Below are 20,772 nucleotides of genomic sequence, written 5' to 3' on the forward strand. Positions count from 1 at the left end.
CTGAAAAAAAGGACCGCCCCCATGTTTGAAACCCTCATTGCCATTGTTGCGCCGGTTTTGATTTCCGCGGCCATCGGCTATGCCTGGGCGCATTACGGCAAACCCTACAACACCGAAATGGTGACGCACTTGGTCACAGTTGTGGGTGTGCCGTGCTTGGTGTTCACCACCTTGGTTCATGTGGAAATTGAGCTTGATGCCTTGGCGCAAATGGCGGGGGCGACGTTTGCGGCATTGGGCATCATGGCGGGCGTTGGTTATGGGTTCCTCAAACTGAAGGGCTGGTCCGTTCAGGCTTTTTTGCCCGCGCTGATTTTTCCCAATACGGGCAACATGGGCTTGCCATTGTCCTTGTTGGCGTTTGGGGAGACCGGCATGGCGTTGGCGGTGGCGTACTTCACCGTCTGCATCATCTTTCAGTTTACCGTTGGCGTCGCGGTGAGTACCGGGACCATGTCGTTGGTGTCGCTGTTGCGTGTGCCGACCCTGTACGCCATCATTATGGCGCTGTCGTTTAAAGTTTCAAATACGGCTGTGCCCGATTGGGCGGCAAACACCATTGAAATTCTCAGCGGCTTTACCATTCCTTTGATGCTGATCACCTTGGGTATTTCGCTCCAACAGCTTAAAGTCCGGGAAATGGGCAAGAGCTTGACCGTTGCTTTAATGCGCATGGCCATGGGCTTTGGCGTTGCATTGTTCATTGCCGAAGTCATGGGCTTTGAAGGGGCAATGAAGGGCATTTTGATTTTGCAGTCCACGTTGCCCGTTGCGGTGTTCAACTACCTGTTCGCCGCGCGCTATGACACCGAACCCGGTGCGGTGGCTGGATCCGTGGTTTTGTCCACCGTCATATCGTTTGCGACTTTGCCGCTGTTGATGTGGTTCGTTTTGTGATGAGAAGCTTAGCTCGCGATCTCAGCTTGCTGTTTATCTTGGCTCTGATCTGGAGCTCTTCATTCACAGTCATCAAAGTCGGCGTAGAGAGCGTGCCGCCTGTGACGCTTGCGTTGTTGCGCATCGCCATTGGTGCGTTTTTGCTGTTTGCATGGTTGACATTCAAAGGCCACAAGCTTCCGACACAGCCGCAAATCTGGGGTTCGTTCTTTCTCATTGGTGTGTTCGGCTACGCGTTACCGTTCACCTTGATCAATTGGGGTGAACAGCAGATCCCATCGGGCTTGGCAGCCATCGTGATTGCGGCCATGCCGTTGGCGGCCCTGGTGTTGGGGCGGATTTTTTCCGATGAGGTCTTAAACGTCAGAAGGCTCATCGGCGTCTTGGTTGGCTTTGCAGGCGTGATCGTGTTGATGGGGCCAGAAGTACTCTTGGCCCTGGGCGACCAGGCGTTGCGCCAACTCGCCATTGCCGGTGCTGCCCTGTGTTATGCCATCGGCGGCATCTTGTTTCGCAAGCTTCCAACAGCCAAGCCGTTGGAGCACGGCACAGGCGTGTTGATCGCTTCGACGATTTTGTTGTTGCCACTGGCGTGGGTATTCGAAGACCCCCTAGCGGTTGCGTACACCTGGACGTCGGTGTGGACCTCTATCTATCTGGGGTTGTTGCCAACGGCGGTGGCGACCATTTTGTTGATCATGGTTATAGCGTCTCGGGGCGTGACGTTCTTGGCGCTCAACAACTACCTCATTCCGCTCATGGGCGTGTTGTGGGGCTATTTGTTTTTGGACGAACAGATCACACCGGAAATCTTGATGGCGCTCGCCTTGATCTTTGCGGGCATCGCCATAGCCGGAACAGGCAAGGCGACCCACGATCCGGCCTAGCTATAAAGTGCCCGCAGATCGTCGCCGTAGACCTCTTTGATTTTGTGACGACGCACTTTCAGGGTCGGCGTCATCTGTGCGTTTTCGATGCTGAACGGTTCCTTGGCGATGATGAATTTGCGCACCTTTTCGATATTGGACAGCTGTTTGTTTACACCTGTGACAGATTCGCCAATGGCTTTGTGTAAATCTTCGTCATCAAAAACGTCTTCGAGATGCTTCGACTTTTTATTTTCCTTGGCCCATTCGTTCAGCCAGTCTTGATCCGGTACGATCAGCGCGACCAAGTGCGGGCGTTTGTCGCCAAACACCATGGCTTGGGCGACTGGGGGTTCCAGCGTCAAGATGCCTTCGATGCGCTGCGGGGCAATGTTGTCGCCGCCGGAATTCACGATGATGTCTTTCTTGCGATCCGTAATCGCCAAGTGACCGTCTTCATCAATGACACCAATGTCGCCCGTGTGCAGCCAGCCATCAACCACGGCGGCTTCGGTTGCCGCGCTATCGCGCCAATAGCCGTTCATGACCAAATCGCCTTTGACCAGAATCTCGCCGTCGTCGGCGATGCGCACTTCGGTGTCGGGAAAGATGGGTCCGACCGCGTGCATTTTGATTTTTTCAGGAACGTTGACACACACCACAGGACCAGACTCGGTCTGACCATAACCTTGAAGGATACGAAGGCCTAAGGCGGTGAAGAACAAACCGATGTCGGGATTAAGCGGTGCGCCGCCGGACACAAACGCTTTCAGCTCGCCGCCGAATTTCTCGCGCACCTTGGCGCGCACCAGACGTTCCAGGGCGAAGTTCTGAACCTTTTCGACCAACGACATGTTGTGAGGTTCTTGAAAGGCTTTGATGCCCAGTTCCACGGTTTTGTTGAACAGCTTTTCCTTTTTGCCGCCTTGTTTAGCCACACCACGGGTGATGCGCTGGTGCATCATTTCGTACAAGCGCGGCACGGCCATCATGACGGTGGGTTTGACCTCCGCCATGTTGTTGAGCAATTGGTCCGCACTTTCGGCGTAATAGATGTCCGCGCCTAAATACATGGGCCAGAATTGGCCGGCGGTGTGTTCATAGCTGTGGGACAGGAGCAGGAACGACAAGAACCGTTCTTGGGACAGGCCCAGTTTCTCCAACACCTGGGTGGCGCCGCGCAGGTTGTGCAGCACGGCAGCGTGGCTCAGCATTACCCCCTTAGGTGTGCCGCCCGTGCCGGAGGTGTAGATGATGCACGCCGTGTCGTATTTATCAAACCGTGTGGCCTCTTCGGAGATGTTGGTGTGGGACTGGTGCGCCCGATTGAGCGCGGCTTGCCAGTTCATCACTTCGAGATTGAGGCTTTGTTGAAGCTCCATATCCTCCATGGTGATGGCGAAGTGGGTGAGGTCTGACAAGTGTCCGGCTTGCAGGGCTTTCTCCGCCAGTTTCGCGGTGGAGATAATTATGCCCACGGCTTGTGCGTTTTCCACAATATGGCGGTGGTCGTCCACGGTATTGGTTGTATACGCGGGGACCGTGACGCCACCAGCGGCCATGATGGCCATGTCGGCGATCAGCCATTCAGGACGATTTTCGGACACCAACACGACGCGTTCGCCGTCTTTGACGCCTAAAGAGCGCAGCCCCTTGGCCAGCTCTGTGACTTGGGCTGCGACCTCGCGCCAAGATAAAGGACGGAACTGGCCGTCGTGTTTGGCCCACAAAAACGGGTGTTCACCGCGCTTTTCGACCTGTTCGTAAAACATTGCGACAAGATTTGGCCAGTTTTGTGCGTCCATCGTCAAAAAATCCCACTTTGGATATTGTGCTATTCGCCGTTCCAACCTTATATCAAAGCTCAGGTTTCAAGGAGATGAAAATATGGCCGAAAGCCCAGCTTTGCCCACCAAATTGCCCACATGGGACTTATCGCACTTGTATGCAGGCCCCCAAGACCCAGCATTGAGCGCAGATTTGGACGCAGCCGAGCGCCGTTCTCAGGGCTTTGCAGCAAAGTATACGGGCAAACTGGCAGATTTGGACGGTGCTGGATTCGCGGCCGCTATGGCGGAGTACGAAGCCTTCATGGAAATCCTGCACAAGGCCATGAGCTACGGCCAATTGCTGTTTTCGGTGAGCACCGGCGATGGTGAAGTGGGACGCTTCTACCAAACGCTGCAAGAACGTGTGACGGATATCTCGGCCTTGACCTTGTTCTTCACCCTGGAAATCAACCGCCTGGATGACGACATTTTAGAAGCGAAGCTGCAAAATGAAGAGGCTGGGCGTTATCGTCCCTGGCTGCGGGAACTGCGCATGTATCGCGATCACATGCTGTCCGACGACATTGAAAAGCTTTTGTTGGAAAAATCCGTGACCGGGCGGTCGGCTTGGGTGCGATTGTTCGAAGAAACCTTCGCCGACATGCGTTTTGACGTGGAAGGTGTGGGCGAGGGGTTGACCCAATCCGAAGTTTTGAACCTGCTGTCGGACAAAGATGAAGCCAAACGCAAAGCCGCATCCGCTGGGTTTGGCAAAGTGCTGGGCGAAAACGTGCGCTTGTTGGCGCTGGTCACCAATACGCTGGCCAAGGACAAAGACATCGAAGACCGTTGGCGCAACTATGAGCGCCCGGTGTCGGAGCGCAATCTGTCCAATCAAGTCGAAGACGAAGTGGTGGACGCGCTGGTGTCTTCGGTGAAGGACAATTATCAAAACCTGGCGCATCGTTATTTCAACTTGAAGGCCAAGTGGTTCGGCAAAGACAAGCTGGACTACTGGGACCGCAATGCGCCGTTGCCCGATGACCTGTCTTCGAAGTTCCAATGGGATGAGGCCAAGTCCATGGTGTTGGACGCTTACCACGCCTTTGAGCCCACCATGAAAGATGTGGCGAACCGCTTTTTCGCCGAAAACTGGATCGATGCCGAACCGCGCGAGGGCAAGGATTCCGGCGCGTTTTCTCACCCGGTCGTACCCAGCGCTCATCCTTATATCCTGATGAACTTCCACGGCAAAGCCCGCGACGTCATGACGTTGGCGCACGAACTTGGTCACGGGGTGCACCAAGTCTTGGCCGCCGACCAAGGGGCTTTGATGTCGGACACGCCGCTGACGACAGCGGAAACCGCGTCTGTGTTCGGTGAAATGCTGACGTTCCGCAAAATGGTGGACAGCGAAAACGACGCGGCCCGCCGCCGCATTTTGTTGGCGGGCAAGGTCGAAGACATGCTCAACACCGTTGTGCGTCAGGTTTCTTTTCACGAATTTGAACGCCACGTCCACGATGAACGCAAACAAGGCGAATTGTCGGTGGAACGCTTGGGCGAGATTTGGATGAAGGTGCAAACGGAAAGTTTGGGCCCGTCCATCCGCCTGGACGACACCTACAAAAACTATTGGGCCTACATCCCGCACTTCGTGCACACGCCGTTTTACGTTTATGCCTATGCGTTCGGGGATTGCTTGGTGAACTCGCTTTACGACGTGTTTGCCGACGGGCACGAAGGCTTCCAGCAGAAATATCTGGAGATGCTGCGCGCCGGCGGCACCAAACGTCACAAAGAACTTCTGGCGCCGTTTGGTCTAGACGCCGGCGATCCCAAGTTCTGGTCGCGCGGCCTAAAAGTTGTGTCTGGTTTTATTGACGAACTGGAAGCCCTGGACCAGGCTTGAGCTTCGCTAAATTGCGGATATCCAAGGTCTTAGGGAACTGTTAGGGTTCATGTGATACTCAGAAAGTGGAAGGTTGGGCCGATTCTTGCTCACAACTTCCAGCTTCGAGCACTATATATAGATTGATACCAGTAGAGTCCGGCGAATTTCTGGCATGTTTGATTTGGAAGACGATACACCTGAGACCGGCGGCGCCATTGAAGTGGCGCACCGTTCGACGGCTGCGACCAAAACCATTATCAAAGCGACTTTGGATTTGATGATGCGCCATGCCTTGCTCACGCGCGACAAAAAGACCCCGCAGTTGGACGAAGACATCAAGGAATTGGTGCGTGAGATCGAGGTTGTGATTCGCACCAACTTGCTGAATCACGGCAATGAGGTCGCAGAACAAATCCGCAAAGACCTGCCGTTGTATGTCCAGCCGAAAGTCGAGGCTCGCGCCGACGTCAAAGGCGAGGAGCCGCAGCCTCAAGACGATCAACCGGAAACCGGAAATCGGTCTAAGTTTTTGCTGCGTTTGATCGCCGGACGCTTTTCACATCTGTTTGCCGATCCCAACCAGCCGATTTTCCCACGCGAAGTGGTCAAGGGCTTTGACGACTATATGATTAAGTTGTTGGGCGAAGTGCTTTATGGCGAGCTCAACATCGAAGCCCAAGAACTTCTCAGTCAGTTTTCCTCCGACGATGATGGCGAGATTTGGAAGCTGATTGGCGCCAACGACCGCCACAAACGCTTTGCCTATAACATCCTGATCCGGATCTTGATGAAATTCGAAGACTTCGACTGGGCGCGGCGCAACTTTGTGTCGATCCTCAACAATGTGACCGAGCGCGCGTCGGGCTTCGTGTTCGAAGACAAGCACTTCCAACTGCTGTTCAACGCGCTGTTCTCTGATCTGTTCAAAGCACTTTGGGACGACGAAGAAAGTTTGAAGCTGGACTTCATGTTCGGCGACGGTACGGCGGACCGCTTGGACGGCATTCGCGATCAGTTCAAAGCCTACCGCGCCGAGATCATGGAGCGCGATCGCGCCCAACAAGCCGTGGCAGCGGGTTAATCCAGCTCTTCTTTCAAATCACAAGGCCCCGCGCATTCCTTGACGAAATTTAAGACCGGGCCGCTTTTAACCGGGTAGATTTGCACGGGAATGAACTTTCCGTTGCGGCTGAAATAAAAATCGTAAGCGGCTTTGTTCCAAATTTTTTCATGGCGTTTTTTAAAGCCGGCAACTGGGATCGGTTTGACGCGCACCCTGTACGTTTCGTACTTGGCCTCACCAACCGTGCGGGTCGCGGGGCCTAAGTACGTGGCTTTCATATCAAAGCGTCTGCGTCCGTCAAAGCCGGGCAGGACGCCTTCTTTGGGCCCGCCGCTTAAATGCGTGTCGACAAAGGCCATGAGTTGAGGCACCAAGGTTACCGGATCCATGGTGCCAACGGTCTTATCCGGTTCGACCTTATCCAAGACCTCAGGACCTTTGTCTTTGGGATCCCATTTATCCTCTTTACCTTCTATCGGGGACGTTCCCGTCACGGCTTTGGCGGGGTTTTGTTCTTCGCCAAAGGTAATGTCAACCCACCGCCAATGTTTTCTGCTTTTGTATTCGGTAAAGTAGTGGCTGGGTTGGAACTGGGGTGCGCGTTGGTCGTTTGAAGAGACGACAGCCCCCTTGCTTTTGGCCTCTGCATCCAGCTCGGTGAAAAACCAGACCAGGCCGCGCGATTTCAAATGAAATTGATTTTCGAAGCCATTTTCATCGGTCTTGAGCGAAAGTGCGAAGTCCGCAATGTGAAGTCCGCCCCAATAAGCGGCGTAGCGCAAATGAAGTTGGTCTTCGGTTTTGGGAGGTTCAACAGCTCGCGCGGGATTGCCAAACCACCCAAACGGGGCGGGGAGTAAGGCCGCAACCAAAGCGATTTTAAGGGGTTTGCAGATTGGGTGTTTCAGTTTCATGACTCCCACAATACTTAAGCATTGCTTGCGCGCCAAGGTCGTTGGTGTAATCTATTGACCAAATCTAATGTAGCCCGGAATCTTTGGGCTTCTGCTGCCCAATAGGGTAGGTGTTGCCATTATGCTGCACTGCACAAAAAACGATGTTTTTTTGATTTTTTTGTGACGCAACGCTTGTGCAACCCGAAACAAGCGGGCATAAAAATTGAAGAGTTTAATAGGGATCTCCCAGGTTAAGACGGTTCATCATGAAAATCGCAATTCCAAAGGAGCTCCATCACGGTGAGACGCGGGTTGCCGCATCGGCTGAGGTGGTGAAGAAGCTTGTCGGCTTCGGCTTCGACGTAATGGTGGAAAAAGGCGCGGGTAGCGCTGCTTCCATCACCGACAAAGATTTTGAAGGGGCAGGCGCAAGCATTGGTGCTAGCGCGTCAGCTGCCCTGAAAGACGCAGATGTGGTGCTGAAAATTCAGCGTCCCTCCGCCGATGAGATCAAGCTGATGAAAAAGGGCGCGGTCGTTTGCGCCCACATGCAGGCTTTGACCGAAAAGGCTGACATGGAAGCCATGGCGAAAGCGGGTCTCACCGTGTTTGCCATGGAACTGATGCCACGCATCTCGCGGGCTCAATCCATGGACATCTTGTCGTCTCAGTCCAACTTGGCGGGTTACAAATCTGTCTTGGACGCGTGTAACGAATACGGCTCGGCTATGCCGATGATGATGACGGCGGCGGGCACCATTGCTCCGGCCAAGGTCTTTATCATGGGTGTTGGCGTTGCGGGCCTGCAGGCCATTGCAACGGCCAAGCGTTTGGGCGCGGTGGTCACCGCCACCGACGTGCGCCCGGCGACGCGCGAACAGGTGGAAAGCCTGGGCGGTAAGTTTCTGACCGTCGATGAAGAGATGGAAAAGGACGCCGAGACCGATGGCGGCTACGCCAAAGAAATGCCGCCTGAGTATTTCGACAAGCAAAAGCTGGTCGTTGCCGAGCACATCAAAAAGCAAGACATTGTCATCACCACCGCTCTGATCCCGGGCCGCAAGGCGCCGATCTTGGTGACCAAGGACATGGTCGCCTCCATGAGCACCGGTTCCGTGCTGGTGGACTTGGCGGTGGAAGCTGGCGGCAACGTCGAAGGGGCGAAGCTGGGCAAAGTTGTGAAGACCCGAAACGGTGTTCACATCGTTGGCCACGACAACGTGCCGGGCCGCTTGCCCAAAGACGCAAGCCAGCTGTTTGCCAAGAACCTGCTGAACTTCCTGACGCCACATGTGGACCAGGAAGCCAAAACCATCAATTTCGACTTTGAAGATGAAACCGTGACCGGCACTTGCGTGTGCAAAGACGGCGCATTGGTTCATCCCAGGTTGACGGGTGAGGGAGCTTAAGTCATGGACGCCGCTTCTATTGCAAATCAATCGGGCAAATTGGCTGAAGGTGCAGCCACTTTGGCCGAACAAGCCAACCAGTTGGCGAATAACGCTGCCTTGGCAGCCGCCGAAGCCGCCGCATCTGCGGGTGGCAGCGCCGAAGGATTTTCCTTCGTCGCGCTGTTTACGGTCTTCGTGTTGGCGTGCTTTGTCGGTTACTTCGTGGTGTGGAGCGTTACGCCTGCACTGCACTCCCCATTGATGGGTGTAACCAACGCCATTTCTTCCGTGATCATTGTCGGCGCTTTGATTGCCGCTGGTCCGGAAGATATGAACTTCTCGAAAATCATGGGCTTTGTGGCCGTGATGCTGGCCTCCGTAAACATCTTCGGCGGCTTCATCGTGACCCAGCGCATGCTTCAGATGTTCAAAAAGAAAAAGAAATAAGGGAGCGTTGATATGACTGAGAATATGAGCGCTTTTGCTTACCTGATCGCCTCTGTCTGCTTTATTTTGGCATTGCGCGGTCTTTCACACCCGGAAAGCTCACGCCGCGGCAACATGCTCGGCATCATCGGTATGGTGATCGCTATCGCCACGACCTTGATCGATCCGGACGTTGTCAGCTACCCGATGATCATCGGTGGCCTGTTGATCGGCGGTGCCATCGGCACCGTGGTTGCGCTGAAGATCGAAATGACGGCCTTGCCGCAATTGGTCGCAGCTTTCCACTCTTTGGTTGGTTTGGCCGCTGTGTTCGTGGCAACGTCGGCTCTCTACAATCCCATGGCTTACGGCTTGGGCGCACCGGGTGAAATTGCCCCGGCCAGCCTGATCGAAATGGGTTTGGGTACGGCCATTGGTGCAATTACGTTCTCCGGCTCCTTGATCGCGTTTGCGAAACTGCAAGGTGTCATGAGCGGCTCGCCCATCACCTTCCCCATGCAACACCAATTGAACGCAGCATTGGGCATCGTTATCGCGTTTTTGTTCTACTTCTTCGCGACCACGGAACAGTACACCGCGTTTTGGGCGTTGGCCGCGCTGTCTTTCTTGATCGGTTTCTTGATCATCATCCCCATCGGCGGCGCAGACATGCCCGTTGTTGTGTCGATGCTGAACTCATACTCCGGTTGGGCGGCGGCTGGTATCGGCTTTACGCTGGGCAATCCGCTGTTGATCGTTACAGGTGCTTTGGTCGGTGCGTCGGGTGCTATTTTGTCCTACATCATGTGTAAAGGCATGAACCGATCCATTTGGAACGTGTTGTTGGGCGGATTTGGGTCCGAAAGCGGCGGCGCTGCAGCTGCTGCTGGCGGCGGGGCGCAAGGTTCCGTGAAATCCGGCTCTGCCGACGATGCGGCCTTCATCATGGGCAACGCCTCCAAAGTCATCATCGTGCCGGGTTACGGCATGGCGGTTGCTCAAGCTCAGCACGCGCTGCGTGAAATGGGAGATCTGCTGAAAGAGGAAGGCGTGGAAGTCAAATACGCCATTCACCCTGTCGCAGGTCGTATGCCCGGTCACATGAACGTGTTGTTGGCTGAAGCCAACGTGCCTTATGACGAAGTGTTCGAGCTGGAAGAAATCAACTCCGAATTCTCCACTGCGGACGTGGCCTTCGTCATTGGCGCAAACGACGTTACCAACCCGTCGGCCAAGACCGATACCTCTAGCCCCATCTATGGCATGCCGATTTTGGATGTCGAAAAAGCGGGCACGGTGTTGTTCTTGAAACGCGGTATGAGCGCAGGCTATGCCGGCGTGCAAAACCCGTTGTTCTTTGCCGACAACACCATGATGTTGTTTGGCGATGCAAAGAAAATGACGGAAGAAATCGTTCAGTCCTTGGGTTAGGTCCGTTCTGAGCGGTCTCAAAAAACGAAAAACGGCGGCTTTTTTTGAGCCGCCGTTTTTGCATGATCCCCTTGAACTTGCTATGCTTCAGCAAGCTCGGGGGCATAGAGCGAGAATTGATATGAGCACAAGTGATACCAAACCAGAAGAAAAGCAACGCAGCAATTCAGACCGCCGCGACGCGAAAGGCCGCAGGGCTTCGGATCAGTCTGAAGTCAGCGATGATAGCGTTGATGAAGTCAACGTACCCGATCAGCGCCGTCGCAAAGCCGTACGACGCAGTGGGAGCGATCGTCGTGACAAATAAATAAGTGAGGCCTGCTCACTTTTTAATCGGGCTGTATCGGCACCGATCAAAATGATGTGATTTTGCGCACCTATCATCATATTAAATTGACAATTCAAGAGATTCCCCGCATCTTTTGGCCCAGGGCGCAGTGATAACGGAGCAACCGCATGAACTTTGCGGCCGAACAGCTGCATACTGCTTTCGATTTGATGCCTGCACAGGTCGCTGTCCTGGATGCAGAAGGCGTCATTCGTTACACCAACGATGCCTGGAATGAATTTGCGAACGAGAACGGCTATGACGGCTCTCCGTTCGAAGGCATGAACTATCTTGAACTTTGCGATTGCACAGAAGGTATCGAGGCCCAGCAGGCACAAACCTTTTCCGTGGGGCTGAGAAGCGTTATGGGCGGTGTCCGGCGCATGTATGAGCTGGTCTATCCGTGTCATTCGAAAACCACCAAGCGCTGGTTCAAAGGTATTGCCTACCGCTACAAGGGCCATGTGGCGGTGGTGCACATCAACATCACTGCCGAATACCAACGTCTCGACCGGCTGTCGGGGCTGTTTGACAGCGCGGAATTGATTCACGATTTGCGCAGTCCCTTGAACGCCATCATCGGTTTTTCAGATTTGGCTTTGACATACAACAACGACAACATCGAAAAGCTGCATGAAAATCTGGATATCATCAAACGCTCTGGCATGCGCATGTTGGATTTGGTGAACGATGTTTTGGAAACCGCTCGGTTCGAGGGCTCCGGTCCCGAACTGGTGGACATCACCATCGATCTGACCAAGCTTTTGGCGGACATCATTGCAGAAAATCAAAGTTTGGCGGAGCAATCCAACGTCACCGTGAACCTGTCGGCGCAAGAAGGCTTGTGCCTGAGCGCGGATGATCGCAGTTTGTGGAAGATCTTCGCCAACCTGATCACCAATGCCATCAAATACAATCGAGACGGCGGCTCAGTGTCCGTTCGTCTGGACATGAACAGGGCCAACGGCATCGTTGTGGAAGTGGAGGATACGGGCATCGGTATATCCGAAGCCGACTTAGAAAAGGTCACAGACCCGTTTTATCGTGCCAGCCACGAAGACCACACTGTGGAAGGCACAGGCCTTGGCCTTGCCATTGTCCGCGATATGGTGAACAAGCATGATGCACAATTGGTTGTCGACAGCGTCCTCGGCAAAGGCTCAACCTTTAGCGTCGAATTCCCAAGTTGGCGCACCATGATGGGGTAGGCTAATCTGCCTGCACCATGACAAAGCCCAAACGTCTCTACGTCTGTATCAATAAACGCGGCGGTGCGGCCTGCATCGGGCCGAAATCGCGTGAAATCTTTCGCGAATTGCACAAACGCGCGCGCGAACGCGGTGGCGACATTAAAGTCGTGCGCGTCGAGTGCATGGGCGATTGTTCGTACGGGCCCAATGTGAAAATTCATGGTGGGCGGGTGTATCACCACGTTGAACTGGACGATCTCGACGAGATATTAGACCAGGTGTCCAAAGTTGTTTAATGGTGCGATTGAATAATTGGTGATGACATCACCAGCCCCCGTGCTGGATTGAGATGTGTCGGTATAGCCGATTGTGTCGGACCCAGCTCCACCCACCAAGACATCGGAACCTGAACTTCCGTTCCGGGCATCGTCTCCGTCCCAACCCATGATTTAGTCAGAACCGCTGGTGCCGCTCAAGGTGTCGGCACCGGAAGTGCCGATGTTGGCTGAGTAACCTGATTTAATGACACTCAGTTCGATCTTTTGGGTCGAGCTGTCGGTACCGTCCGATACGGAGCTGGTTTCGTTCACGGTCAGTGCGGTCCCCTGGCCCGCCGTCATTGTTTTGGTCATTCGTATCCGTGTTGCCTTACTGTTCGGTGACCGTGGCTAACGCAGCTTCTTGAGCGACCGCTGCGGTATTCGCCACTGCGCTGAACTGTTGAATTTGGGGCGTGTCAATGTAACTACATGATATCATTAATATTTTCTCTGTAATGGTCGTATTAATTCTTTGGCTGGAGATGATGGGGGCGTCTTCATATGGCCGAAACCAAAAACAAAGAAATGGAATTGCTGCGTCAGTTTGCGCATGAAGTCGGCAATGTCGAAGTGAAAGGCACGGTCAACCGCAAGAACGAAGCTCTTTTGTTGGTTGTGCAGGATTCCGGTAAAGGCATGCGGACGACAATCACCAACGCCATTAAAAAGGGCGAGGGTGTGACCACGTCGTACGAGCACTCCAACCGCAAGGGTTGGGGCATCGGCATGCAGACGGTCATGGAAAAAGCCAACCAGCTGGGCGGCGAGTTGATTATCGAACGCGCCATGAACGGCGGCACAGTGGTGTGCGTCAAATTCCCCATGGACGAATCCATAGCGGCTTGAGCAGAACTCATAATTTTGCCAACAAAAAACCCGCCATTTGGCGGGCCTTTCGTTTTTGGAACTTCGGGTTCCCACCCTTGCGGGACTAGAAACCTTCGCGTTCCAGGCGTTTGCGCTCCATTTTACGGGCACGGGAGACAGCTTCGGCTTTCTCGCGCGCACGCTTTTCAGAGGGCTTTTCGAAGTGCTTACGAAGCTTCAGCTCGCGGAAGATACCTTCACGCTGCATTTTCTTCTTCAACACTTTCAACGCCTGATCAACGTTGTTATCACGAACGACAACTTGCACGTTAATCACATCCTTTCAAGTTAGATTAGAGCTAAAAAACAAAGCCAGAGCCTTGATTTTCAACACCTTCCAGCCCACAGTGGGCGGAAGAGGCGGAGTTGTAACACACAGATGCCTATATGTGAAGAGATTACACGGTTTCCATGAGGTTCTAGCCCCTATGGCCATTCTGAAAATCGCCCGCATGGGCCACCCTATTTTGCGCCAAAAGGCCTTGCCTGTGGACGACCCCACAGGCCCGCACACCCGCCAATTCGTCGAAGACATGATCGAAACCATGGCCGACGCCAACGGAACCGGCCTCGCAGCGCCGCAAGTCCATGTTTCTAAAAGGATTGTGGTTTTCACCGTCTATCCTGAGCGCGCGCGGGCCGAAGACGATGGCGAAGGGGGCGTGCCGCTGACCGTGCTGATCAATCCCGAAATCACATCATTGTCAGACGAAAAAGCCACGGGGTGGGAGGGCTGTTTGTCCATTCCAGAGATGATGGGCGCGGTCCCACGCTTTACGCACATTCGCTATTCGGCGTATGATTTAGACGGCAACCGCTTCGAGCGTGAGGCCCACGGATTTCATGCCCGTGTGGTGCAGCATGAATGTGACCATTTGGACGGAATCTTGTATCCTTACCGGATCAAGGATATGAGCCAGTTTGGCTTCACCGACGAATTCACCCGCCAAGGCCCGCCCGAGGGCCCCAATGGCGGAAACACTGAGGACTGAGAATGACCGCTGCAGATCGCAAAGCCGCCCGGGAAGCCAAGAAAGACGCCATTGTGCTGGCCGCGAGCCCGCACGTCGCGTTCGACGGTTGGGGCGACGAGGCGCTGGCGGCTGGGGCCGAGGACATCGGCCTGGACGCCAAGACGGCCAAACGCCTGTTTCCAAATGGTGCTACCGACGCCATTGCTCAGTTTGCGCAAATTTCGGACCGCGAAATGATGAAGGCCATGGAACAGGCCAACGTTGGTGATATGCGTGTGCGCGACCGGGTGATCTTTGGCGTGCGCGCGCGTTTGGAATTTCTGATGCCCCACCGCGAAGCCGTGCGTGCGGGCTTGAGCGTGCTTTCCAACCCGTTGCACGTCGGTTTGATGACGGCCATCACCCACACCACGGTGGACAACATCTGGTACATGGCGGGCGATCGCTCGGCGGACTTCAACTATTACACCAAGCGGGGCCTGCTGGCTCCGGTTTACGGCGCGACGGTGCTTTACTGGCTGAACGACGAATCGGACGGGTGTGAAGACACCTGGGATTTTCTCGCCCGGCGCATCGACGATGTCTTGAAAATTCCGGTGGTGAAATCCAAAATCACCAAAGCGTTGGATGGTCTGCTTTCTGGCAGCCCGTTCGCGAAATTCAAAAACGACTTGCAGATGCGTCCATAAAAAAACAAAACGCAATGCTCTTTTGGCTTGAGGATGAAGGAAAGGACAAAGACTTCCATGACTGAAAACGTTCAGGGTTCTCAAGCCAATGCTGCACAAGGTTTGCGGCTCGCCGATCACTTTGTGACGTGCTCCAAACTGGGCCGTTATTTGACGTTCCAAGGCAACTCGCGCTTTATCATCACCGACGACTTTGCCTCGAAAAAATTCGCCATTCCCAAAGATGCCCAAGCCATGGCGTCGATTTGCTCAAAAGACGAGTTGGTGGCGCGCGCCGCCATTATGCCTTTGGCGCGCCGGGCTGCGAACTTGCACGACGTGCGCCGCGAAGCGTTCGAAGAACTGTTTGAGCTGATCGAGCGCCAGACGCTTTCCCCTCATGTCAAAGAGGGGGCCACGGAAATCCTGCGCTCCGGCTTTCGCGAAGATCGCATCCGCGAACTGGAAGCGGTGCTGAGCGACGATCTCAACCCGGCCCGTGCGAGGTACCGCAAGTTTTTGGAAACCGTGCGCCATATGATCGAAGGCAAGGTGGCTGCGGGTACGTTCATTGACGATTTCATCGATTTCACCAAGTCCGTCGCGGGACATCTGGATTTCGGCATCTACAGCTATTGTTTGGACCGCATCTTCGCCACCCACCTGATCCCGCATGCGGTGAAAAAGATGGTGGCGGTGGAAATCGTCAACTTCCCGCCGTTGGTGCGGCGTGAATTGCTGTCCAACGCCTTGGCCCATGCCGCCGTGGACCGCCCCACCAAAGATTTCATCCGCCACACGGTGTCTTTGCATTTGAGCAAACCCCAAGCGGTGGAAATCGAATTGCTGGAAGCGGTCAAAGAACAACGCATTTCCGAACAGCAAATCGAACAAAGCCTCAACCGCGCCAACACGGCGGCGAGTTATTCGGGTGTGAGCGGTCGGGCTTAAACTAAGTTGAGAGGTTTCAGGCCGACTGGCGTTTCACTTCGCCGACATTTATGCGGCGGCGGTCGGTGCCGGGGAATCCATGGCCGGAGCCGCGGCGGTCTTTGACGGCGGCGCGACCGGCGTCGGTGATTTTCACAATATCAACGCCCGCACCGAAGTGACCCATGGTGATCCAGCCGTGGTCAATGCACTCTTGCAGCGTGCGAAACAACAAAGTTCCGTCGTCCACATCGGGAACACCGATGTCGCCCGATTTGATCAGAAGTTCCAAAAGCAAGCGCTGTTGATGCAAGATTTCTGGCATGTGCGTGCCCCATTTTTGTTTTTTGTCTTGGTCAAAGGTCGTTTTTTTATGCACATGTGGCGCCCCCACATGGTGGTCTGCATTATAGGCATTTAGCCTGACAAGAAACTGACAAAATCAGCCCGTTAACATATTATCTTCGATCGTTTCTAGCATGGTTTTCAAGCTCAAAACGGCTCGGCCATGGTGCGGAACTGTTCGGCGAGGTTCTGCAAAACCGGGTCGTTTTGGCTGGCGACGCGCAAATCCACGAAGGCCCAAGCTGCATTTGCGCCCACAACAAAAACCGTGGACAAAGAAGAAACTGAGCAATCCTTACGACAGACAAACGAATGCTTGATATAACGCCAAGACAAACCGTGTTGTTGATGGTACTGAGTGCCACCAACATCAGCACCAAGCCGGTTTAGCCTTTGGGCTGCGAATCTTTGTCATACAAGCGGTTGATGTGGCCCATCTTGCGTCCCGCTTTGACTTCGGCTTTGCCGTAGAGGTGAAGCTTGTTCGCGGGGTCGGACAAGTGGTGTTCCCAGTGGTTCGCATCATCGCCCAATAGGTTTTTCATCACCGTGTCGGAATGACGTGCGGCACTGCCCAGAGGCAGGTTGGTCACGGCGCGCACAAACTGTTCGAACTGGCTGGTGGCGCAACCGTTTTGGCTCCAGTGGCCGGAGTTGTGTGGGCGCGGCGCCATTTCGTTGACCAGCACATGGCCGTCTTTGGTTATAAACAGCTCGACCGCCAAGAGCCCCACCAGGTCTAAAGCCTCGACCAATGTTCGCCCCACTTGGCGGGCTTGGTCGGCGAGGATGGCAGGTATGTCGGCAGGGGCGATGGTCACGTCCAAGATGCCGTCCTTGTGGCGGTTTTCCACCACATCATAGGATTTCATCTGCCCGCTGGCGTTGCGTGCGGTAATGACGGAGACTTCCAATTCAAAATCGACAAAGCCTTCCAAAATTCCAGGTGCACCGCCCAGTTCTTCCCAGGCTTGGGCGGGGACGGTGTCGGCTTTGATGCGGACTTGTCCCTTGCCGTCATAGCCCAGACGCGTGGTTTTGAGTATAGACGGTACGCCGATCTCGCGCATGGCGTCGGCGAGCTCTTTGACGGAGTTCACCGCTTTCCACGGTGCCGTTTCGATGCCAAGCTTATTGCAAAAATTTTTTTCTTGGACGCGGTCTTGCGCCACAGCCAAGCATTCCCAGCTGGGACGTACTGGGACCAGAGCTTCCAAATGACGCACAGTCTCCGCCGGGACGTTTTCAAATTCAAACGTTACCACATCGACGGCTTGGCCGAAGGCTTCTATGGCGTCTTGGTCGTCATAAGCTGCAATGGTGGCTCGGTCGCAAACCTGTTCGGTGGGGCCGTTTTTGTCCGGGGTGAAGACATGAACGCGATAGCCCAATTCCGCCGCGGCCGTTGCCGTCATGCGGCCCAACTGTCCGCCACCGATGATGCCGATGGTCGAACCTGGGGCGATGGGGGCTTTGGGATTGCTCACGCGTGATCTTCCTCGTTTAGGCCTTATTGATCGACGGGTTCTTCTGCGACCGTTGCGGTTTGGTTGGCGCGCCATGCGTCAAGCGCCTGGGCCACTGTAGCATCTTCCAATGCGACAATGGAGGCCGCAAACAGGCCGGCGTTGATCGCACCCGGTTTGCCGATGGCCAAGGTGCCCACAGGCACGCCGCCCGGCATTTGCACGATGGACAACAAAGAATCCATGCCTTTCAAGGACTTGCTTTCAACTGGAACGCCCAAAACAGGCACAGGGGTCATGGCTGCGGCCATGCCTGGCAAGTGGGCAGCACCGCCAGCACCGGCGATAATGGCTTTTAAGCCCTTATCCTTCGCGGATTTGGCGTATTCATAGAGCCGGTCCGGTGTGCGATGGGCGGAAACGATTTTCGTCTCAAACGCCACGCCCAGTTTTTCCAGGGTATCGGCTGCATTTTTCATGGTTTCCCAGTCGGACTGGCTGCCCATGATGATCCCCACAACAGGGTTGGTCGAAGTCATTTTCCGGCTCCTTCGGCGGGCATAAGTGCCCTTTGAGAAAGCGGGCAATTATAGGGATATAGGCCTTTCAGGCAAGTCCTCCCTGAAAAAGTGATTATGTGTTAAATTATTCGTCAGGATTTGTGCGACTATAATAGCAAGACTGAGGCACTTTTCGCTCGGGGAGAGCAACCATGGCCAACGAAAATGTCGGTCCGTCCGCCCCCATCGTTTCTGTCCGACCAGGCCGTAATCGCCTGACGGAAGAAGACCGCTTGCTTCAAGCCGCCAAGCGAGAACGCAAACAAAAGCACCAATACGGCGAGCCTGGGGAGCCGGATCAAGACAGCCTGTCTCAGGACGGCGCTGCAGGGCATGGCGCGTTCGATGACGATGTGTCGATTCTGGGCATCCCGAAAGAAGAAATGACCCCGAATGTGCGCCAAGCCATTCAGACATTGTTGGATGAAATCAATACGTTGCGTGGGGAACTGTCCCGCGCCAAAGGCCACGAAGCCTATTTGGAAGAACAGGCGGAAAAAGATCGCGTGCTGCATGTGATGCGCCGACGCGCCTTTGTCGCGCGCATGGCCCTCGCGGTGCGCCGGGTTGACGAAGAAGACGTGCCGTTTTCGTTCCTCTACATCCAAATCGCCAACGCGCCAGATATCCGCGCGGCATTTGGCGTCGGCGCGGAGGAAAGCCTCATGCAACAAGCCGCCGATGCGCTACGGGAAGGGGCAGAGACGGGGGATGTGTTGGGCAGTCTGGAAAGTCACGACTTTGGCGTGATCTTGCCCGGTGACACCTTAGATGCGGCGGAGAATAAAGCCCAAAGCCTGATGGCGAGTATGAGCGGGCGGAGTTTTTCGTGGCAAGGTGAAATGCTTCACGTGCATGCGCGGTTTGGCGATACCTTAATCGGGAAGGCCGACAGCGCCGAAGAAATTATTCAGCGTGCCAAAGACAACATGATGGCGCGCGGCTAACCTTTGAGTTTGCGCTCCAAAAAGTCCAATCGATCTTGACCCCAAAACATCACACCGTCCGTGACATAGGTGGGATAGCCGAACACGCCCGCGTCAATGGCGTCTTGGGTGGATTTGGTAAACGCTTCGTCATACTTGGCGTCTTGGGATGCGGCCAATAAGACCTCACCGTTCAGTCCGGCGGTGTTGGTTATGGTGGTCAAAGTCTCAGGGTCGGAGACGTCTTTGTCTTCGACCCAAACGGCTTTGAGCAGGGCGCTCACCAAAGGACCGGGGTCATGGCCTGCGTCTTTTGCGGCCAACACCAGTTTGGAGCCCGGAGCTTCGGGCACGGGAAAGTGTGCGGGCGTGGGGTTGAGATCCAAATTTAAGTGAGTTTTCCAGCGTTTGAGCTCGACCATGCGATAGTTTTGGCGGTTCGGGCCCCGGTCTTTCAGCATCTTTCCGCCCGTGTTCGGGAACAACTCGGGGCTGGAACAGGGGTGATAGCCAAGTGTTGCGCCAGTGGCTTGAGCGATGTCGTGAAGCCGTGCATCGCCGAAGTAAGTCCAGGGCGAAACGACGGAAAAGTAATAGTCGATGTGAGGTGTGTTCATGAAGGCCTCCCGCTAAGTTTACCTATACTTAGGCAATGATGTCGGGAATGGAACCACTTTCCAGTTTGGTGATTTGGTCTTTGATCATGAGTTTGCGTTTTTTGAGGCGTTGAATTTGCAACATATCCGGCGCGGCGTCTTCGGACAGGCGGCGAATAACGTCGTCCAAATCGCGGTGTTCGGTTTTCAACTCTTCCAGACGTGCAGGTAAAGTGTCGAGGATGTCGTTCATGGATGTTCCGTCGGTCATAGGCAAATCTTAGCACAGATTCCGCTTGGATAAACAGTTTGGAAACAGCACAATTTGTAAGGTTTTTTCGCAAGCCCCTGAAATAGCTGATTGATCAACTAGGGCTTTTCAAGTGCGTCATCAAAGTGTAAGATTCTTGCGTTAACGGAACCAAAATAGTGGGAGATATTACCATGTCGCTTGAGAGCCGTATCGATTCGCTCAAAACTCGTCACCACGAACTGGAAAAGACCATCCATCAACACGAAACCCAGCCATTCATTGACGAGATCGAAATTCACGCCCTCAAGAAAGAAAAACTAAAAATAAAAGACGAATTGGAGGAGCTCACCCACCATTGACGAGGATCAACCGGTGGGGCTGAGGCCCAAGATATCCAAACGGCCTTCCAGCGATGGGAGGCCGTTTTCCTTTGCTTGAATTGCGCGGTGGGGGACTTACATAAATGAGGAGGGACGAATTTCTGGGTTGAGAGGAAATCCCATGGCGACCTACGAATGCGAAGTCTGCGGCATGTCCGTCAACGCCACCTGCGGCAAGTGCGACGCACCTTTACAAGACGGCATGCTCAAGCTTGACGACGGCTCCGAAGTCGAAATCTCCGAATGCCCCAACGGCCACGGCAAAATCAAATCTCCGTTGTGTTGTGGGCAGGACATGGTGTGCAAGGCTTAAGCCAAAAATAACGAAGACCTCCC

Annotated in this window: 26 protein-coding genes; 17 read left to right on the forward strand and 9 right to left on the reverse strand. The window is 54.5% G+C overall.

All coding sequences use genetic code 11. From position 1 onward, the window contains the following. Window positions 1-21: 21 nt before the first annotated feature. Both V5T82_RS08085 and V5T82_RS08090 read left to right on the forward strand, forming a co-directional pair. On the forward strand, window positions 22-897 hold the full coding sequence (locus V5T82_RS08085; RefSeq protein ID WP_332895106.1) for an AEC family transporter: 876 nt from the start codon (window positions 22-24) through the stop codon (window positions 895-897). Next, on the forward strand, window positions 897-1,784 hold the full coding sequence (locus V5T82_RS08090) for a DMT family transporter (protein WP_332895107.1): 888 nt from the start codon (window positions 897-899) through the stop codon (window positions 1,782-1,784). Before V5T82_RS08085 ends, V5T82_RS08090 begins: the two co-directional genes overlap by 1 nt. Here the strand turns inward: V5T82_RS08090 and V5T82_RS08095 are convergent. Then, a complete protein-coding gene (locus V5T82_RS08095) occupies window positions 1,781-3,568 on the reverse strand; it encodes an AMP-dependent synthetase/ligase (protein WP_332895108.1) in 1,788 nt (595 codons plus the stop codon). The genes V5T82_RS08090 and V5T82_RS08095 overlap by 4 nt on opposite strands. A gap of 82 nt (window positions 3,569-3,650) precedes the next feature. Between V5T82_RS08095 and V5T82_RS08100 the strand changes: the two genes are divergently transcribed. Next, window positions 3,651-5,444, forward strand: coding sequence for a M3 family oligoendopeptidase (locus tag V5T82_RS08100; RefSeq protein ID WP_332895109.1), 1,794 nt, complete (start codon window positions 3,651-3,653; stop codon window positions 5,442-5,444). 154 nt (window positions 5,445-5,598) lie between these two features. Then, window positions 5,599-6,507, forward strand: coding sequence for a hypothetical protein (locus tag V5T82_RS08105; RefSeq protein ID WP_332895110.1), 909 nt, complete (start codon window positions 5,599-5,601; stop codon window positions 6,505-6,507). Here V5T82_RS08105 and V5T82_RS08110 read toward each other — a convergent pair. Next, window positions 6,504-7,403 (reverse strand): DUF3108 domain-containing protein, encoded by a 900-nt coding sequence (locus tag V5T82_RS08110; protein WP_332895111.1) that lies wholly within the window; start codon window positions 7,401-7,403, stop codon window positions 6,504-6,506. The two genes, V5T82_RS08105 and V5T82_RS08110, sit on opposite strands and share 4 nt — an antisense overlap. 248 nt (window positions 7,404-7,651) lie before the next feature. On the opposite strand from V5T82_RS08110, the gene V5T82_RS08115 reads away from it, so the two are divergent. From V5T82_RS08115 to V5T82_RS08140, 6 genes are all read left to right on the forward strand, one after another. Further along, complete coding sequence (locus tag V5T82_RS08115) at window positions 7,652-8,794, forward strand: Re/Si-specific NAD(P)(+) transhydrogenase subunit alpha (RefSeq protein WP_332895112.1); 1,143 nt, start codon at window positions 7,652-7,654, stop codon at window positions 8,792-8,794. Window positions 8,795-8,797: 3 nt separating this feature from the next. Further along, window positions 8,798-9,223, forward strand: coding sequence for an NAD(P) transhydrogenase subunit alpha part 2 (locus V5T82_RS08120; RefSeq protein WP_332895113.1), 426 nt, complete (start codon window positions 8,798-8,800; stop codon window positions 9,221-9,223). 12 nt (window positions 9,224-9,235) lie between these two features. Continuing rightward, complete coding sequence (locus tag V5T82_RS08125; protein WP_332895115.1) at window positions 9,236-10,633, forward strand: NAD(P)(+) transhydrogenase (Re/Si-specific) subunit beta; 1,398 nt, start codon at window positions 9,236-9,238, stop codon at window positions 10,631-10,633. A gap of 121 nt (window positions 10,634-10,754) precedes the next feature. After that, the gene (locus V5T82_RS08130) at window positions 10,755-10,940 is read left to right on the forward strand and encodes a hypothetical protein (RefSeq protein ID WP_332895116.1); all 186 of its coding nucleotides are present in this window, start codon (window positions 10,755-10,757) and stop codon (window positions 10,938-10,940) included. 149 nt (window positions 10,941-11,089) lie between these two features. Further along, complete coding sequence (locus V5T82_RS08135) at window positions 11,090-12,169, forward strand: PAS domain-containing sensor histidine kinase (protein ID WP_332895117.1); 1,080 nt, start codon at window positions 11,090-11,092, stop codon at window positions 12,167-12,169. 17 nt (window positions 12,170-12,186) lie between these two features. Next, window positions 12,187-12,447 carry a (2Fe-2S) ferredoxin domain-containing protein gene (locus tag V5T82_RS08140; RefSeq protein ID WP_332895118.1) on the forward strand — a complete coding sequence of 87 codons (261 nt, stop codon included), beginning with the start codon at window positions 12,187-12,189 and terminating at the stop codon, window positions 12,445-12,447. A 153-nt stretch (window positions 12,448-12,600) separates the two neighbouring features. Here the strand turns inward: V5T82_RS08140 and V5T82_RS08145 are convergent, their stop codons facing one another. Beyond that, window positions 12,601-12,783 carry a hypothetical protein gene (locus tag V5T82_RS08145; protein WP_332895119.1) on the reverse strand — a complete coding sequence of 61 codons (183 nt, stop codon included), beginning with the start codon at window positions 12,781-12,783 and terminating at the stop codon, window positions 12,601-12,603. A 189-nt stretch (window positions 12,784-12,972) separates the two neighbouring features. Here V5T82_RS08145 and V5T82_RS08150 point away from each other — a divergent pair, with 189 nt between their 5' ends. Beyond that, window positions 12,973-13,317 (forward strand): ATP-binding protein, encoded by a 345-nt coding sequence (locus tag V5T82_RS08150; protein WP_332895120.1) that lies wholly within the window; start codon window positions 12,973-12,975, stop codon window positions 13,315-13,317. Between the two features lie 85 nt (window positions 13,318-13,402). Here V5T82_RS08150 and rpsU read toward each other — a convergent pair whose 3' ends face one another. Next, window positions 13,403-13,606 (reverse strand): 30S ribosomal protein S21, encoded by a 204-nt coding sequence (gene rpsU / locus V5T82_RS08155; RefSeq protein ID WP_332895121.1) that lies wholly within the window; start codon window positions 13,604-13,606, stop codon window positions 13,403-13,405. Between the two features lie 160 nt (window positions 13,607-13,766). Between rpsU and def the strand changes: the two genes are divergently transcribed. From def to V5T82_RS08170, 3 genes are read left to right on the forward strand one after another with little or no spacing between them, the layout of a single operon-like run. Next, the gene (gene def / locus V5T82_RS08160) at window positions 13,767-14,330 is read left to right on the forward strand and encodes a peptide deformylase (protein ID WP_332895122.1); all 564 of its coding nucleotides are present in this window, start codon (window positions 13,767-13,769) and stop codon (window positions 14,328-14,330) included. A 2-nt stretch (window positions 14,331-14,332) separates the two neighbouring features. Next, a complete protein-coding gene (locus tag V5T82_RS08165; RefSeq protein WP_332895123.1) occupies window positions 14,333-15,001 on the forward strand; it encodes a COQ9 family protein in 669 nt (222 codons plus the stop codon). A gap of 57 nt (window positions 15,002-15,058) precedes the next feature. Further along, window positions 15,059-15,931, forward strand: coding sequence for a hypothetical protein (locus V5T82_RS08170; RefSeq protein WP_332895124.1), 873 nt, complete (start codon window positions 15,059-15,061; stop codon window positions 15,929-15,931). A 16-nt stretch (window positions 15,932-15,947) separates the two neighbouring features. Here V5T82_RS08170 and V5T82_RS08175 read toward each other — a convergent pair whose 3' ends face one another. The 3 genes from V5T82_RS08175 to purE all read right to left on the reverse strand — a co-directional run bounded on the left by V5T82_RS08175 (window position 15,948) and on the right by purE (window position 18,260). Continuing rightward, window positions 15,948-16,289 carry a hypothetical protein gene (locus V5T82_RS08175; RefSeq protein ID WP_332895125.1) on the reverse strand — a complete coding sequence of 114 codons (342 nt, stop codon included), beginning with the start codon at window positions 16,287-16,289 and terminating at the stop codon, window positions 15,948-15,950. A 352-nt stretch (window positions 16,290-16,641) separates the two neighbouring features. Further along, window positions 16,642-17,742 carry a 5-(carboxyamino)imidazole ribonucleotide synthase gene (locus V5T82_RS08180; RefSeq protein WP_332895126.1) on the reverse strand — a complete coding sequence of 367 codons (1,101 nt, stop codon included), beginning with the start codon at window positions 17,740-17,742 and terminating at the stop codon, window positions 16,642-16,644. A gap of 23 nt (window positions 17,743-17,765) precedes the next feature. Beyond that, window positions 17,766-18,260, reverse strand: a complete 495-nt coding sequence (gene purE / locus V5T82_RS08185; RefSeq protein WP_332895127.1) for a 5-(carboxyamino)imidazole ribonucleotide mutase — start codon at window positions 18,258-18,260, stop codon at window positions 17,766-17,768. A 173-nt stretch (window positions 18,261-18,433) separates the two neighbouring features. Here purE and V5T82_RS08190 point away from each other — a divergent pair, with 173 nt between their 5' ends. Further along, a complete protein-coding gene (locus V5T82_RS08190; RefSeq protein WP_332895128.1) occupies window positions 18,434-19,228 on the forward strand; it encodes a GGDEF domain-containing protein in 795 nt (264 codons plus the stop codon). On the opposite strand, the gene V5T82_RS08195 is transcribed toward V5T82_RS08190, so the two are convergent. After that, window positions 19,225-19,824, reverse strand: coding sequence for a 2-hydroxychromene-2-carboxylate isomerase (locus V5T82_RS08195; protein ID WP_332895129.1), 600 nt, complete (start codon window positions 19,822-19,824; stop codon window positions 19,225-19,227). The two genes, V5T82_RS08190 and V5T82_RS08195, sit on opposite strands and share 4 nt — an antisense overlap. Window positions 19,825-19,852: 28 nt before the next feature. Further along, window positions 19,853-20,056, reverse strand: coding sequence for a YdcH family protein (locus tag V5T82_RS08200; RefSeq protein WP_442917436.1), 204 nt, complete (start codon window positions 20,054-20,056; stop codon window positions 19,853-19,855). 191 nt (window positions 20,057-20,247) lie between these two features. Between V5T82_RS08200 and V5T82_RS08205 the strand changes: the two genes are divergently transcribed. Together V5T82_RS08205 and V5T82_RS08210 are read left to right on the forward strand one after the other, a co-directional pair. Further along, window positions 20,248-20,415, forward strand: coding sequence for a YdcH family protein (locus tag V5T82_RS08205; protein ID WP_332895131.1), 168 nt, complete (start codon window positions 20,248-20,250; stop codon window positions 20,413-20,415). A 142-nt stretch (window positions 20,416-20,557) separates the two neighbouring features. Further along, on the forward strand, window positions 20,558-20,749 hold the full coding sequence (locus V5T82_RS08210; protein WP_332895132.1) for a hypothetical protein: 192 nt from the start codon (window positions 20,558-20,560) through the stop codon (window positions 20,747-20,749). Window positions 20,750-20,772 lie beyond the last annotated feature (23 nt).

The sequence above is a fragment of the Magnetovibrio sp. PR-2 genome (assembly GCF_036689815.1).
Classification (GTDB): Bacteria; Pseudomonadota; Alphaproteobacteria; order Rhodospirillales; family Magnetovibrionaceae; genus Magnetovibrio.